Annotated in this window: 14 protein-coding genes and 2 pseudogenes; 10 read left to right on the top strand and 6 right to left on the bottom strand. The window is 59.6% G+C overall.

Annotated features, from left to right (window positions below; genetic code table 11):
• Nucleotides 1–915 precede the first annotated feature (915 nt).
• Together NKL04_RS10915 and NKL04_RS10910 are read left to right on the top strand one after the other, a co-directional pair.
• On the top strand, nucleotides 916–1,128 hold the full coding sequence (locus NKL04_RS10915) for a hypothetical protein (protein ID WP_352723699.1): 213 nt from the start codon (nucleotides 916–918) through the stop codon (nucleotides 1,126–1,128).
• Between the two features lie 317 nt (nucleotides 1,129–1,445).
• Nucleotides 1,446–1,697, top strand: a complete 252-nt coding sequence (locus NKL04_RS10910) for a GlsB/YeaQ/YmgE family stress response membrane protein (RefSeq protein WP_023699916.1) — start codon at nucleotides 1,446–1,448, stop codon at nucleotides 1,695–1,697.
• A 242-nt stretch (nucleotides 1,698–1,939) separates the two neighbouring features.
• Here the strand turns inward: NKL04_RS10910 and NKL04_RS10905 are convergent.
• A pseudogene (locus NKL04_RS10905) lies at nucleotides 1,940–2,773 on the bottom strand (SDR family NAD(P)-dependent oxidoreductase); the annotation flags it as partial.
• 80 nt (nucleotides 2,774–2,853) lie between these two features.
• Nucleotides 2,854–3,171, bottom strand: a complete 318-nt coding sequence (locus NKL04_RS10900) for a DUF2231 domain-containing protein (protein WP_156951420.1) — start codon at nucleotides 3,169–3,171, stop codon at nucleotides 2,854–2,856.
• 239 nt (nucleotides 3,172–3,410) lie between these two features.
• On the opposite strand from NKL04_RS10900, the gene NKL04_RS10895 reads away from it, so the two are divergent.
• The 3 genes from NKL04_RS10895 to NKL04_RS10885 all read left to right on the top strand — a co-directional run bounded on the left by NKL04_RS10895 (nucleotide 3,411) and on the right by NKL04_RS10885 (nucleotide 4,952).
• On the top strand, nucleotides 3,411–3,953 hold the full coding sequence (locus tag NKL04_RS10895; RefSeq protein ID WP_198029283.1) for an outer membrane protein: 543 nt from the start codon (nucleotides 3,411–3,413) through the stop codon (nucleotides 3,951–3,953).
• Complete coding sequence (locus NKL04_RS10890; RefSeq protein ID WP_023699920.1) at nucleotides 3,911–4,201, top strand: outer membrane protein; 291 nt, start codon at nucleotides 3,911–3,913, stop codon at nucleotides 4,199–4,201. Before NKL04_RS10895 ends, NKL04_RS10890 begins: the two co-directional genes overlap by 43 nt.
• A 478-nt stretch (nucleotides 4,202–4,679) precedes the next feature.
• Complete coding sequence (locus tag NKL04_RS10885; RefSeq protein ID WP_156951421.1) at nucleotides 4,680–4,952, top strand: hypothetical protein; 273 nt, start codon at nucleotides 4,680–4,682, stop codon at nucleotides 4,950–4,952.
• A 301-nt stretch (nucleotides 4,953–5,253) separates the two neighbouring features.
• Here NKL04_RS10885 and NKL04_RS10880 read toward each other — a convergent pair whose 3' ends face one another.
• The 3 genes from NKL04_RS10880 to NKL04_RS10870 form a co-directional block, all read right to left on the bottom strand.
• Entirely contained in the window at nucleotides 5,254–5,523 is a 270-nt protein-coding gene (locus tag NKL04_RS10880) for a DUF982 domain-containing protein (RefSeq protein ID WP_352723696.1), read from the bottom strand.
• 860 nt (nucleotides 5,524–6,383) lie between these two features.
• Nucleotides 6,384–6,575, bottom strand: coding sequence for a hypothetical protein (locus NKL04_RS10875; protein ID WP_023699923.1), 192 nt, complete (start codon nucleotides 6,573–6,575; stop codon nucleotides 6,384–6,386).
• Between the two features lie 450 nt (nucleotides 6,576–7,025).
• Entirely contained in the window at nucleotides 7,026–7,766 is a 741-nt protein-coding gene (locus NKL04_RS10870; protein WP_023699925.1) for an SDR family NAD(P)-dependent oxidoreductase, read from the bottom strand.
• Between the two features lie 369 nt (nucleotides 7,767–8,135).
• Here NKL04_RS10870 and NKL04_RS10865 point away from each other — a divergent pair, with 369 nt between their 5' ends.
• From NKL04_RS10865 to NKL04_RS10845, 5 genes and pseudogenes are all read left to right on the top strand, one after another.
• Complete coding sequence (locus NKL04_RS10865; protein WP_352724059.1) at nucleotides 8,136–8,735, top strand: autotransporter outer membrane beta-barrel domain-containing protein; 600 nt, start codon at nucleotides 8,136–8,138, stop codon at nucleotides 8,733–8,735.
• 478 nt (nucleotides 8,736–9,213) lie between these two features.
• On the top strand, nucleotides 9,214–9,381 hold the full coding sequence (locus NKL04_RS10860; RefSeq protein ID WP_023699928.1) for a hypothetical protein: 168 nt from the start codon (nucleotides 9,214–9,216) through the stop codon (nucleotides 9,379–9,381).
• Nucleotides 9,382–9,514: 133 nt separating this feature from the next.
• Nucleotides 9,515–9,934, top strand: coding sequence for a hypothetical protein (locus tag NKL04_RS10855; protein ID WP_023699929.1), 420 nt, complete (start codon nucleotides 9,515–9,517; stop codon nucleotides 9,932–9,934).
• Nucleotides 9,935–10,549: 615 nt separating this feature from the next.
• Nucleotides 10,550–10,894, top strand: a complete 345-nt coding sequence (locus NKL04_RS10850; protein ID WP_023699930.1) for a DUF736 domain-containing protein — start codon at nucleotides 10,550–10,552, stop codon at nucleotides 10,892–10,894.
• A 7-nt stretch (nucleotides 10,895–10,901) separates the two neighbouring features.
• A pseudogene (locus NKL04_RS10845) lies at nucleotides 10,902–11,165 on the top strand (M20/M25/M40 family metallo-hydrolase); the annotation flags it as partial.
• Nucleotides 11,166–11,590: 425 nt separating this feature from the next.
• Here the strand turns inward: NKL04_RS10845 and NKL04_RS10840 are convergent.
• Nucleotides 11,591–12,367 (bottom strand): OmpA family protein, encoded by a 777-nt coding sequence (locus tag NKL04_RS10840; RefSeq protein ID WP_084567736.1) that lies wholly within the window; start codon nucleotides 12,365–12,367, stop codon nucleotides 11,591–11,593.
• Between the last annotated feature and the right edge of the window lie 56 nt (nucleotides 12,368–12,423).

Genomic DNA, 12,423 nt, shown 5'->3' with positions numbered 1-12,423 from the left:
TGGATGCTTCTCGAGCACAAGCATTGCCGAATTCACGACCCATTTCGCATCCGCGGCACCTGAGCTTTCCCGATCCCGACCGCGGCAGCACCTTCGGCAGACAGGTGAGCCAGCCGGCCGCAGGCGGCCGACCTATCGCCTTCCAGAGGTCCTGGAACGCGTCGACCGATACCGTCGTGCTCGGCAATGTGTGGGTTTGCAGTGCGGCGTTCCTTCAAGGTCAATCAGCAGCGTATGCATGGAAGACCAGGGCGGGCGGCGTTTTATTCCCGGACAGCGAAAAAAGATGACTGGAGGCCATGCGACAGACGGCACCAGCGGCGCACAGACATTGTCCATCTGGCGTTAGCCGAGAGGGAAGGGAACTCGCAGCTAACCTTCTCCAAGTTCGGAAGGCAATTCCAGAGTCTCGGCATTACTCCTAGCGAGGGCGTTCAGGCACTTGTCGCCCGGCTAACGCGAAGTTCTGACACCGATCACCGACCGACTTCAGCGCCGAAATTGCTACCAAGCCAAAGCGATGTCCGGGCCTTCAAGGCCTCTTCTTATTTCGGCCAAGCCGGCCCGGAGCCCGCATTCAGTCACATCCCTTGGACTTGGGTGCAGAGCTGCTGCATCGAAGCCATTTGAGCAGCCGAGTTCGCGCCCGAACCAGTGCTGTTGCTGGCCGTGGTGTTACTGCCGGTCGAACCAGAGCTGCTGAAGTGCCGGTGGCTGTGCCAGAGCCGGTGCCGATACTCGCCGTTGTATCACTGCTGGTCGAAGCCGAGCTACCTGACGTGCCGGTCATTGTGCCAGAGCCAGTGGTTACTGGCCGTCATTCTCGAGCAGTCGGAGCGAACCTGTGCCTGCTGTTCAGAGCTCAGGGACGACCAGTTCTTGCGGATCTCATCCTGCGACAGAAGTCTTCCCGAATTGGCGTCGCTGAAGAATGAGCCCGAGAGCTTGCTGTCCCAGCCGCTCGGGATACCGCTTTGGCCTGAGCTGGACGTAGAGCTCATACCCGACCCGGCCGATGAGCCGGACCTTCCGTTCGTGCCGCTGGATGTTCCCGACGACTGCGCGAAGGCCGCGGTGGCGAGACAGAGAGAGATCGCTGTAGCTGTCAAAATCTTACGTTTCATGTGAGTCTCCTTTGGGGTTCGACGCCGTTGCGGCCTCGAATCCTAATCTCGAGGAAAGGCACTTCTTCCTGTAGAGAGCGGAATTGAATGTCATGATCCATGCGCACCAGTCTTGGGTCTCGAATGCGAGGCCGGGGCAATGACCACGGAACCGATGCAAGAGCTGCCGTCTGCTGGGGCGGTAGTGGCGATAGCCCGCAAATCGCGCGCAGCGGCCCGGCGACGCGACTGCTGAGTCTAGCTCAGACAGTCGCGGAACTTTATTGACTTATGGGACGTTTCCCCTCCGAACCAATTTAGGTTCAAGGAAAAGGGGGAACTATGGAAAATCCAGGTGTCGGTTGGATAGCTGCGATCGTCATCGGCGGTATCGCCGGCTGGCTCGCCGAGATGTTCATGAAAAGCAATATGGGCGTGCTCATGAACATCATTTTGGGGATCGTCGGCGCCATCCTCGCCAACGTCCTTCTCGGACTTGTGGGGATATCGTTGACCGGCTGGCTTGGCTATCTTGCCGCCGGCTTCATCGGTGCATGTATTTTGATTGCCGTGGGCCGAATGGTTAGACGCTAGCGACCACTCGACCTTGAAACATTCTGGTTCAGGCGCCTGAGCCTTGCGCTCACGCGCCTTTCTGGTGCTGCACCTGTCGCGGTCTTCACATCAGCGAGTTCGGCTACGTTTAGGCGACCTTTCCGCTTCGCGGCCGTCGTCGGGTGTCCTTGCCCGGCGCAGGGTAGGTTTCCCGCCCGCTCAACTGCTTGACACTATGCGTTGCAGCCCAAGGTGGCCGGGTAACCCGGCAACCCATCTACTCAAATCCGACGCATCACACGCTGTGCCCAGTACCGGCGCCATCCCCCAGAAACTTCCTGTTGGCATCCACTGGCAGCCAAATTGCCCTCGTGGGGCTGCTCCGGATCTGGCCCGAACTGCAGGCGGGGCCCCACACGAGCGATGAGCCGCTCGACCAGCGATGGCGCGATCCGCCAGCCTAGCTCCAGCGCGAATGCAAAGCCCCCGACCCGGATCTCGCGACGAGGATAAGTTGCCGCGCCGATAATTGCCGATGCCGCTCGCTCGGCCCGATAAACAGGCATGAGCGACCGCGCTTTGCGCCCGTACATATTTGCCGCTTTCTGATAAATCGGCGTGTCTATGGCGGCCGGAAGGATCGAGCAGACATGAATGTGGGGCGTGGCACGCAGCTCCTGCCGGATGCTGGCCGTAAGCCCGCGTATGGCGAACTTGCTGGCGACATAGACGCTGACGAAAGGCTCCGGGATTACACCGAGCATGGAGCTGACATTGATCAAGGTGCCGCTGTTTCCCTGCAACCGGAATTGCCTGAGCGCGGCTTGCGATCCATTGATATAGCCAAACAGATTGGTTTCCATCAGGCGGCGAAACATCGGCGCCGGGATTTCCTCGAACCGGCCGAAATGCAGGACTGCCGCGCAGTTCACCCATACGTCGATCCTGCCGAAACGGGCGACGGCGACGCTGCGCATTCTCTCGACCGCCGTTTCGTCCGCCATATCGACGGCAAAGGTGAGCGTCTGCCCTCCCAAGCCTCCGCATTCGTTCGCGACCTCCCCGAGTGCATCCGCGCTTCTTGACACCAGCACTACCCGTGCGCCTTGCCTGCAAAACCCAGAGCAGCCGCCCTGCCGATGCCGCTAGAGGCACCGGTGACCACGACTACGGCGCCCAGCAGGTCGGCCATTCATCAAACCTGTTGGGATCGGCCCAGGTGGGATTTTACCTCCTCGACCGCGGCAACGCTCATTAACAGCGCAAAGCTGAGTAGCCAGACGGACGCTTCGGCCCAGAATGCATTGCGGGTCGACCAAAACATCAAATCCGATAAGAATACCGGCACGAGCAATGCGATCGGGAAAGGGATCAGCATTGGGTGAATCGGATGCCCGCTGATCTTCGCCGTGGTTGCAACGCCCAGCAGATAATGTGCGTTTTGGTCAGCCATGCCCGATAATGTTGAACGCGGCCCAAGGTTCCAAACCGCCGTGACAGCATCTTTCAGCACTATCGAGAGTTGTCCCGAGCGGGCGCGATGGCTAGTCGATCACGCCTGTTCACCCCCGGACGGGCGCAACCGGCAAGGGCGATCGGCAAGATTGCCGCCAGCCTGATCAGCACCAAGCCGACAACTGCGAGGAACACGATTGCCAAACTGCCCCTCCAGGATCGTTGCAGTCAAGCGTGACGCCCGGCTTTGCGTCACACGCCCACCATGATACACATACCGCATCATCTGGGGGCTCGATGAAAACTCACCTGCTTGCGGCTGCATTGGTTTTCGGGGCGGTATCTCCAGCAATTGCCGCGGATGACGCCGCTGAGATCGTCGTCAACAACAGCGTCCACAACTGGTCAGGCGTCTATGTCGGCGCTCAGGGAGGGTACTATCGAGGATTGAACAGCAACGTCGATGTCGCGATCTGTGAAGAGATCGGATGCGGGCTCGGCGTCCTGATAGCAAACAGCGCATTAACTGATCTCAACTGGGTGGCCGAATCCGACCCAAGTGGCTTCATTGGTGGAGGCCAGATCGGGTACAATTTCCAGTCCGGTACTTTAGTGGTTGGTGCGGAGCTTGATTTCCAGATCGGATCGGGTGGAGGAACCGACGCTACCTGTATTAGCGTACTTGGCTGCGAACTTCCTGTCACCGCAAACGCATCGTCCGAAATCGAATGGCTGGGTACCGCAAGAGGGCGCATCGGAGCCACATTCGACCGCACGCTGATCTACGCGACGGGAGAATGGCCTTTGGAAAAGTCCGCAATTATCTCGATGTTAATTTAGGCGTAGACCCTTACGTCTTCAGCAACGAGGAACGTTCGACGCGGTTCGGCTGGACGGTCGGCGGCGGTGCAGAATACGCCCTGACGGACGATCTCTCGGTGAAAGGCGAATACCTCTATTACAACCTCGCCGACTCCACGATGACCACCTTGTCTTATGGCGTCGGTAACCCGCAAGGCCGAATTGGGACCTACAAGTTCAGCAATGATGGGCAACTTGTCCGCGTCGGTCTGAACTACCGTTTCTAATCACTCCGAGTTTTATCCGAAGTCTGCTCATCCGCACCGGGCTTTTGCTTTGCACCTTGCCGACGCAGAAACATCCACATCCCAGGCGCCGCCGCAAGCTTGCGGAATGCGCGAGAGGACCGCCAGCTCGGCAGCTTATAACTCGGCATCCGCTCATATTGGAGACGCGGCTTTGGCAACTTTCCTATAAATTGCGGTCTCGGGAGTCAGTGCACATGCGTGAAGTTCATTCCTCCGATGGAGCCGATTTTGGCGGCACAAGCCTCCCGAGGGCATTGGACAGCGTCACGTACCGGCCGCCGTCTTCGTCTTCCCTCTTCCTAGAGATCGGCCATTCATTGGGCGAGTGGGTTGTTCGCATCATAGGGAGGAACGGTGAAACGTATTCGCGAGCATTCGAATATGAAGCAGATGCCGTCGCTTTCGCCGGCGATCAGTCTTCTCGTCTAGGATTGGAAGCTCCCCCGAAGCGAGCAACTTGACGAAATCAGCGAGCGACGCGCTGAAGCAGAGCGACTTTCTGTTTCGCGGTCTCGTCGGTCTCGTCTTCGAGCATTCCGACCATGGATTTCGCGCCGATCACTGGGGATTGGCGTGCATCATCTTTCAGATGATCGATGACGCCTGTTCGGGAGTGGTATCATCCTCCAGGCAAAACTCATGGACTCCGATGGGGGTTCTCCACCATTTCTTTGCAAGATCCGATAGCGTTGACGGCCCTTCGCTGAACATCGAAAGCGCGAATCTGTGATTCCCCTGGAACACCGTCGCCTCGAAACACTTCCGGTGGTCGCACTGTTCCCATATCAGTGTCTCCCAAAACTGCCCACTACCCCAACGCTTGGTGGGCTTTTTTGTACATTAGCGGAACCTGAAATTTGGGGGCTTGTTGATAGGACGGCAGCGAGTGGGTGTTCGCTGCTGGTCGAGGTCCCGCAAGACTCGGCCGGGCTCGCATCACCTGCCCCGGTCGGTGCGAGCCCACGGCCGCGCGACCAAGCGAGCTCCCCTGTGTCAGTCCCTATTTGAACTAGGGGACGTCGGCTTCATCATCACGATGGTTTTATGTCACGTTGTCGAGCGCCGGGCTCCGGCTGCAGCAAGTGCTGGTCGATAGCGGCGGCCTTGAACGCCGCAAATGCTACGGCCGGACTGCAGCTTCCATCCTTGGCCTCCGCGATCAATCGGCACGCATCCCTATAGGCCGCCGCACCCTTATTTGGCCACTGCCCCTGGAGCGCTTCTTCGGCCTCACAAATAGAGGAAACCGTCATTGATTTCCGGTCTACCAGCTTAACGAACACCGGTAAAAAGGTGCCCATGGCACAAACTCCCGGCCTTTAGTGCGCCGAACGCAACAAGAGCTTTTTGGTTTCCATGCGCTATTTGATTTTTGACCCCATTTCAGCACAAGCCAATTGAACCGACGGATTGGGACGACCCAGTCATAGGGAACGGCTTTCTAAAATTGTATGGAACCGTGGCGACAATCACACATTTCCTAATCTAACCGGTCGATTCTTCCGATGTAGCCGTGACTATGGAACCCCGCTGTTGCGCGCGGATGGCGGGGTTTCTTGGCGTTGATGTGCTACCGGTAAGAGAGGCTAAGTCCCATGAAACACCGATGGGAACCTGACCACCAGTTCGTCGAAGGCGCCCGCCGTAGCCAGCGATGGGCGGAGAGCCAACTGGAATCCCTACAATCGACCATCCAAGAGACACGCCGCATCGTAGAGGCCTCACGGAAGCTCTTGGAAAGATTGCCGAGCGCGAACACCCTACCCAGCCGTAGGAATGGCCGGTGCAGTTGGGCAGCTTGTGGGCTTAACCGCACCGGCCACCGCGGGAAGACAGCAGGCCCCCCGCGCTGCCCCGTGAGCATCTTTGGGCTTTGGACCTTGCCGACCTGCGCAAGGAGTTTGCAAAGGTCGTTCAAGAGCGCGGGACAACACATCTTGAGTGGGACGAGCACACCAAGCTTTTCCTTGAAGAACGAAGGGAACGCTGCCAGGAACCGGATTCCTGTCAATCAGCCCGCGTGTTGTAAAATCAAAAGGTGCGCCGTCGCACTTGCGTCCGCCGGCGGACGACAGAGACGTCACACCGCAAGCCTCACCAGCCATGGAACAATCGACGCCAACACCGTCCAGGCCTTGAGGTTACCCAGCCGCATGGGGGCCTAAAGCCGCACCACCTTGTCGAGATGCAGGCGCAACCGCTGGCCTTCCGCGAAGGACAGCGCAAAAGATTCCAGGCCAAATGATCGTGTAATTTCCTGGTCGGTTTCTATGATGCGGACGACCCATTCGGCACTGGCTCCGACTACTTCCACGCAAGGCGTGGCCTTGCGAATTCGCACCACGTTGCCCATCACATCCTCCCTACGAAACGCAATGGGAAGTCGATTTAAGACCGTCGTAGTCGGGAGTTCAATAACTAATGCTTGCTCGGAATCGGACGAGCCATCCTGGATGGGCAGTACGAAGGCTGGTTGAATGGCTAACTTGTCATGCCACCTCGGTCAGGCGAACCTCCGGGGGACCTCCCGTGATATAGCCTATGCTTCAGGTTGTTGGCATTCAGGATGGCTGCCAGCTCTTCAGCATACTCCATGTCGGGAAGGTCGACAGAAGGGTGGCCCACTACAATAGCCGGCTGCCCGGTGAACACGTCGAACACCGTCCACGTCCCATCCGGTTCCCGCCTTACCTCGTACCGCAGAGTTGCCATGAGGGGATCACATAGGTCGCCGTTTAGGGGTGGGAGTATTTGGTCCACGGTGACGCCGGGCCGCCTGAAAGCACCGAGACACAGTCGGCGCTCAGTAACGCGCCCGCCCACCCGACATGTCGAATACCGCGCCGGTATTGAAGTTGCTGGCGTCCGAGCACAGCCAGGCGACCATGTGGGCAACTTCTTCGACCCGGCCGAGCCGGTTCATTGGACTATCGGCGATCATTGTCTCGACAGCTGCGACCCCGAGGTTTCGGATCATGTCCGTATCGATTGGCCCAGGAGCGACGCAGTTCACGCGTATGTTTGTATTGGCGACCTCACGCCCAAGCGCCTTTGTGAAGACTACGATACCTGCGCTGGAGGCTGAATAGGCGGCAAGGTTGGCAAGACCTTCCTTGCCCGCCAAAGAGCCCATATTGACAATGCGGCCAACACCCCATTTTCGCATGTGGGGCAAAACCAATTGCGTCACTTGCATCGTGCCGATCAGATTGGTTTCGATGATGCTTCGCCAGTCTGCAGGTTCGTGTTGGTCAAACGGGTGAAGGGTTCCTAGATAACCGGCGTTGTTAACCAGAACGTCTATACGCTGGCCACGACCGACGATCATGTTGATCGCATGGGTTACCTGATCGCGGCTGGTAATATCGACCTTCGTAGACACCACACCCTTCAGTTCGATCTGATCTCGATCCCACACGTGCACTGCAGCACCCGACGCTACAAGGCGCTCTACGATTGCCTTGCCGATACTCTTTGCTCCGCCGGTTACGACGGCTGTCTTGCCAATGAGGTCATAAGATACCGGCACAAAGCCCCCATTCATGTGTGTTCACACGGGGATAAGTTTAGCAGGATCGCATATTTTCGCCAGCGGCCAGACCGATGTCACCAGGTCTGGGGGGCGCCGGAGCCAGCTATGACCTGATCGGCAGCGAGCTCCAGATCGTACACAGCTTCGCCTTGCGGCGCCGCCTGGCGCTTTTTTACCACCTTTTCCTGTTCAGATGCCTCTTGGCAGGTCAAGGGGGCTAGACGATGTTGTTCTTTGTCCCGCTCTCCTGCGGCGACACGCCATTGCCCCTCCGGATTTTTTCCTAGATTTCAGAGGCTTACAAAGCGCTTCGCAGTCGTCAGTCGCTGCATTGCAGCAAGCATTTATCTAAAGTTCATTCAGTCGAATTAGGAAACTCTTATAAGCCGCTCTATAACGAATCGGCGAGGTGGCTTCTACCTCGACGGCCAGGCGCAGGTGGTCTGGTACGACAGCAATCTCGACTCGGCGACCGCCGGACAGCGGCTCGTCGACGGCAACAACGGTGTCGGCTACGCGCTCGGTGTTGAAGCGGGCAAACGCATCATGCTCGATCCCAATTGGTCGCTGACGCCGCAAGCGCAGCTTGCCTGGTCGTCGGTCGATCTCGACGCCTTCACCGACGCCTTCGGCGCTAGGGCCACCCCAGGCACCAGCGACAGCCTGCTCGGCCGCGTAGGCCTCTCGCTGGACCACCAGACGCAGTGGCAGGACCGAACGGGCCTCGCCGGCCACACGAACCTCTACGGCATCGCCAACCTCTACTATGATTTTGGGGATGGCTCGTCGATTGATCTGGCCGGCACCAACCTTTCTAGCCGGGACGAGCAGCTCTGGGGTGGTCTCGGCGTCGGTGGCACGATCAACTGGGCCGACGACAGGTTCTCAGTGTTCGGCGAAGCCGTCGCCCGGACAGGTCTCAAAAACTTCGGTGATAGTCACGCGCTGACCGGCTCACTGGGGTTGCGGGTCAAGTGGTGAGTTGCTTGGCAGCTTACCAGCTGATGTAGATCATCGAACGTCGGCTTTTTGAAGTTGCAGAGTGTTAAGCTGCCATTCAGCTTCCGGCCCCACTGCGGTCATTCGAGAACCGGCGACGGCTGACCGCTCGGGCGCAAAGCGGACGACTTCCCGTCGAACTGGGAACTCGGTCTTCGGTAGACTTCGAGCCAAGTGCGGTGTCCGGGCACGAGAAGCGATACAGGCGGCTTGGGAGATCGCTTGTATCTCGGTCGGCATTATCCGTCCGTCAGTTCCAGGAACGAAGCACCACCCGTGCTATGCGACGCTGATCCTTGGTCCAGCCGATGGCCTAATGCCATCAACCCGCAAGGGGTCGGACTACGCGAAGCGTGCCGCCGCTCCGGCTTCGCCTTCGCGGTGATTGCGGCCAGCGGCCGAACACATCGGGCGCCTGTGAGCGGGGGAGGGTCCTCCGCTTCAAACAGGAGCCGGATCGATGTCCTTCGCCGACGCACATGCCTTCGCCTTCAGCCTCGCCGCCACCCTCATGGTCGCCATCGTCATCTTTCGTGCCGGCGATGGCACTCTCTCGGTCGTACCGGCGAGCGAGTATGACGGCGACGACGCCGCCATCATCGGCGAAATCGACCCGTTCGCCCCATGACGGGGCGGACATCGCGCCTGGCGATGCAAGAACACCGGCGGGTTTCGCCGGCGTTTTCCTTTGCTATGCTGTGCACTGCGCCAGTGGTGGTGGAAGGCGCAACCGCCAAAGCTATTCTCTCAGAGACACCACCATGATCATCGTCGGCATTCTCATTTGCATCGCGGCCATCGGCATCTTGTGCTGGTTGCTCTTCACGCTTGCTATCGTCTTCCTCCCGTTGTTCGTCGGCGTCAACGCAAGTACATGGGCATTCAACACCGGTGCCGGCTGGCTTGGGGCGATCCTTGTCGGCATCCTCGCAGCCGGGTTGACGCTCGGCGTCGGCCAAATCCTCCTCGGCGTCGTTCGCCCCATGTGGGCGAAGCTGGCTCCCGCGATCGTTGCCGGCTATCATCCCACTCATGGCATCGCGCAGCACATGATGCCTTCGGAAACCTGGCAAATCGTCTTTTCCGTCGTTGGCGCGATCGCCGTCGGCGTCGCGTCATATCTCCGGGTCGCGGGCATGACAGCCGCCGACCAATCCGGCAGGGACTTGGTTCGAGCCTAGACCGCGCGGGGCGACGCGGGTGGACCAGACTGACGAAGGCCTAGCCACCTCATTATTGGTGGTTGGAGCAATCGGGTTCCATGCCAGGACGAGCAACGGCCACGTGCCGGCGCGGCCCCGTCTGTGGACTTGGACTTTCTTCGGTCGATGCCGCAAGGCAGGCCGACCAGTCGGTGGCAGGACGGCAGCGCGGCCGGTGGCTGCCGCGTTGGAGGTGCGTGGGGCTCCCGGCGCCTCGAATGCGTGGACGACGCAGTGAACTCGTAGCGATCTGCTGGAGGCGCATTGCACGCCAACGTCTGCGTTGCCAATCTGTCCCAAGAGCGCTCCAAACGGCCTCTTCAATGGGCTGATCTGGCCGAAGGACGGCTGAAGCCTCGACCGCCTAAGCCGCAACGGCGCGTCTCGACTTTCTTCCCCTGCCGGCTCCCACCCCATGCCGCAAGTGCATGGGGACCCCGAGCGCCGCCATTCCTCGCGAGACAAGAAAGCCGTTCCTGCGCCGTCCTCCGCGTTGCTCCGGTCGCAAGCGATGCGTCGTCGGTCGCCTCCGGCCAAGTGATCGCCACCGAGGCCGCATGGTGCGGGCTCGGAAACAGAAAATGGAGACTTACAATGGCTACCATCGGCATCTTCAAGAAGTCCGCCTCGAACGAATTCACCGGTGAGATCGTCACCCTCAGCGTCCAGGCCAAGAACGTGCGCATCGTCCCAGACACACGCGCCATTGGCGAGAACGCTCCCAGCCACCGGGTGCTGGTCGGCCGCGCCGAGATCGGCGCCGCCTGGTCGAAGACCTCCAACGAGGGCCGCGACTACCTGGGTCTCAAGCTCGATGATCCGAGCTTCAACGCCCCGATCTACGCCAACCTCTTCGACGACGAGGAAGGTGAGGGCTTCTCGCTCATCTGGTCCCGCCCGAACACGCGGCGGATGCGGTCGGAGACGACGGACATATAGGCTGAAGTTCGACATGCCGGGGGCGGCATTCTCTCCCGATATGGTCAAAACCGTCGAGGAGGCCGCCAATACCCTACAGCTGCCGCACAAACAGATGATCTCGGGTGCATTCCATGACGCGCTGTTCCTCGCCCGGGTGGCGCCTGCCGTGATGATCTTTGTGCCGTGCCGTGACGGGCTGAGCCACAACGAGGCGGAATATGTGGAGCCTGCCTACGCGGTTACCGGCGCGCGGGTTCTGCTTCAAGCGGCCACCGTCGCCGCCTCTTAGGCAGCGACGGTGGCACAGGCGTGCTGGCGTGAAGAGGCAACCTGTGGAGGTGCCCGTCCGTCATTTCGTTACGTCGGCGGGCTGCAACGGGTGGACAAGGCCGCCGAGCTGCGGCGGATTGATCGCGGACGTATGATCGGCCCACATTCAACACCTGCCCCAGCAGAAAAGCCCACCAGATCCCTGGGCCGTCATTGACGCCGTGGTTGATAAGGCGGTGACGATCTCGTCGGCTTGTCGACATAGCGATCTGCTGGGCCGCCTCGGCCACCGGCAGGGAATCCCCACGCCCGCCATGGACCTTGCCCGTGCCGATCGCGAGTAACTGGTCGAGGTGTGCCTTCCAGCCGTCCAGCGTCAGGTGTGGTGCGCCGTAGCCCCACATCGTTGCGGGTCCGTCGCGGGTCAGCCAATCTGGCAAGCTGTTACATCAGGGACGCGGTCGCCAGACGACTGCGAACGCCGTTCGGCTTCTGGTCGCCAACGTACTCGACTTTCGTGTCTACCAGACGATCGCTGTCGATCCCGGCTGCGGTCAAGATATCCTCGACCGCCTTCAGGCGCTGCTTGGCCAGTTCCTTGTTTGTCTTTGCAGCGTCGGCGCCGGTGAGTTCCATGGCCGCGAGAGCCGTCAGTTCGACATTGCAACGTGAGTCTCGGATGCTGGCGGCGAACTTCTCGAGGTCGGCCTTGACCCGCGGTGAAATCACATAGGACTGGCTATAGAAAAACAGGTCGACCTGCACAGGGCTGCGCTTCTCATATTGCCGGCAAGATATGCCTTGCTTTGGCAGCGTGTACAGTATCGCGCTCCGCGCCGTATTGGTGTCGGCGGCGCCGTCGTCAACCCAATGCGAAAGCACCAGCACCATTTCGGGCTTGACGCCTTGCGCCTTGAGAAAATCGCCGGTTGCATCGAGCCTGAGACCAGCGATGTCGTAGGCTTTGTTGTAGTTGCCTTCCTTGCTCGCCGTTGCGTAGAGCCGGTAGCCGCAATCATGCCCAGCATCCTTGACGAAAGCTGCCAGGGCCTTCGCGGATTCCTCGGATATCTTGCCTTCACCTTTTTTGAAGAGGACGCGATGTGCATTCCACTGCGTGCATTTAGACCCCACGTCGCGTTCCTGGGCGGCCGCGCCGAAAGACATTGCGCATCCGGTAATGACAATAAATGCCAGAACAAGGCCGAGTGATTTCTTCATTGTCTTGGCGCCTCCACGCGGACTTAATCTACTACCGCACTTAAAAGTCGACAAGG

It is taken from the genome of Mesorhizobium sp. C264A (assembly GCF_040324515.1).
Classification (GTDB): domain Bacteria; phylum Pseudomonadota; class Alphaproteobacteria; order Rhizobiales; family Rhizobiaceae; genus Mesorhizobium.
Note: the sequence above shows the minus strand (reverse complement) of the source record. Positions and strands in the feature narration are given on the sequence as shown.

Bases quoted from the DNA above. Each gene is read 5' to 3' on its own strand.
- NKL04_RS10855 (WP_023699929.1), top strand. From the start codon at position 9,515: ATGATCATCGTCGGCATTCTCATTTGCATCGCGGCCATCGGCATCTTG.
- NKL04_RS10895 (WP_198029283.1), top strand. From the start codon at position 3,411: ATGAAAACTCACCTGCTTGCGGCTGCATTGGTTTTCGGGGCGGTATCT.
- NKL04_RS10850 (WP_023699930.1), top strand. From the start codon at position 10,550: ATGGCTACCATCGGCATCTTCAAGAAGTCCGCCTCGAACGAATTCACC.
- NKL04_RS10870 (WP_023699925.1), bottom strand. From the start codon at position 7,766: ATGAATGGGGGCTTTGTGCCGGTATCTTATGACCTCATTGGCAAGACA.
- NKL04_RS10880 (WP_352723696.1), bottom strand. From the start codon at position 5,523: ATGGGCACCTTTTTACCGGTGTTCGTTAAGCTGGTAGACCGGAAATCA.
- NKL04_RS10860 (WP_023699928.1), top strand. From the start codon at position 9,214: ATGTCCTTCGCCGACGCACATGCCTTCGCCTTCAGCCTCGCCGCCACC.
- NKL04_RS10910 (WP_023699916.1), top strand. From the start codon at position 1,446: ATGGAAAATCCAGGTGTCGGTTGGATAGCTGCGATCGTCATCGGCGGT.
- NKL04_RS10840 (WP_084567736.1), bottom strand. From the start codon at position 12,367: ATGAAGAAATCACTCGGCCTTGTTCTGGCATTTATTGTCATTACCGGA.
- NKL04_RS10875 (WP_023699923.1), bottom strand. From the start codon at position 6,575: ATGGGCAACGTGGTGCGAATTCGCAAGGCCACGCCTTGCGTGGAAGTA.
- NKL04_RS10890 (WP_023699920.1), top strand. From the start codon at position 3,911: ATGGCCTTTGGAAAAGTCCGCAATTATCTCGATGTTAATTTAGGCGTA.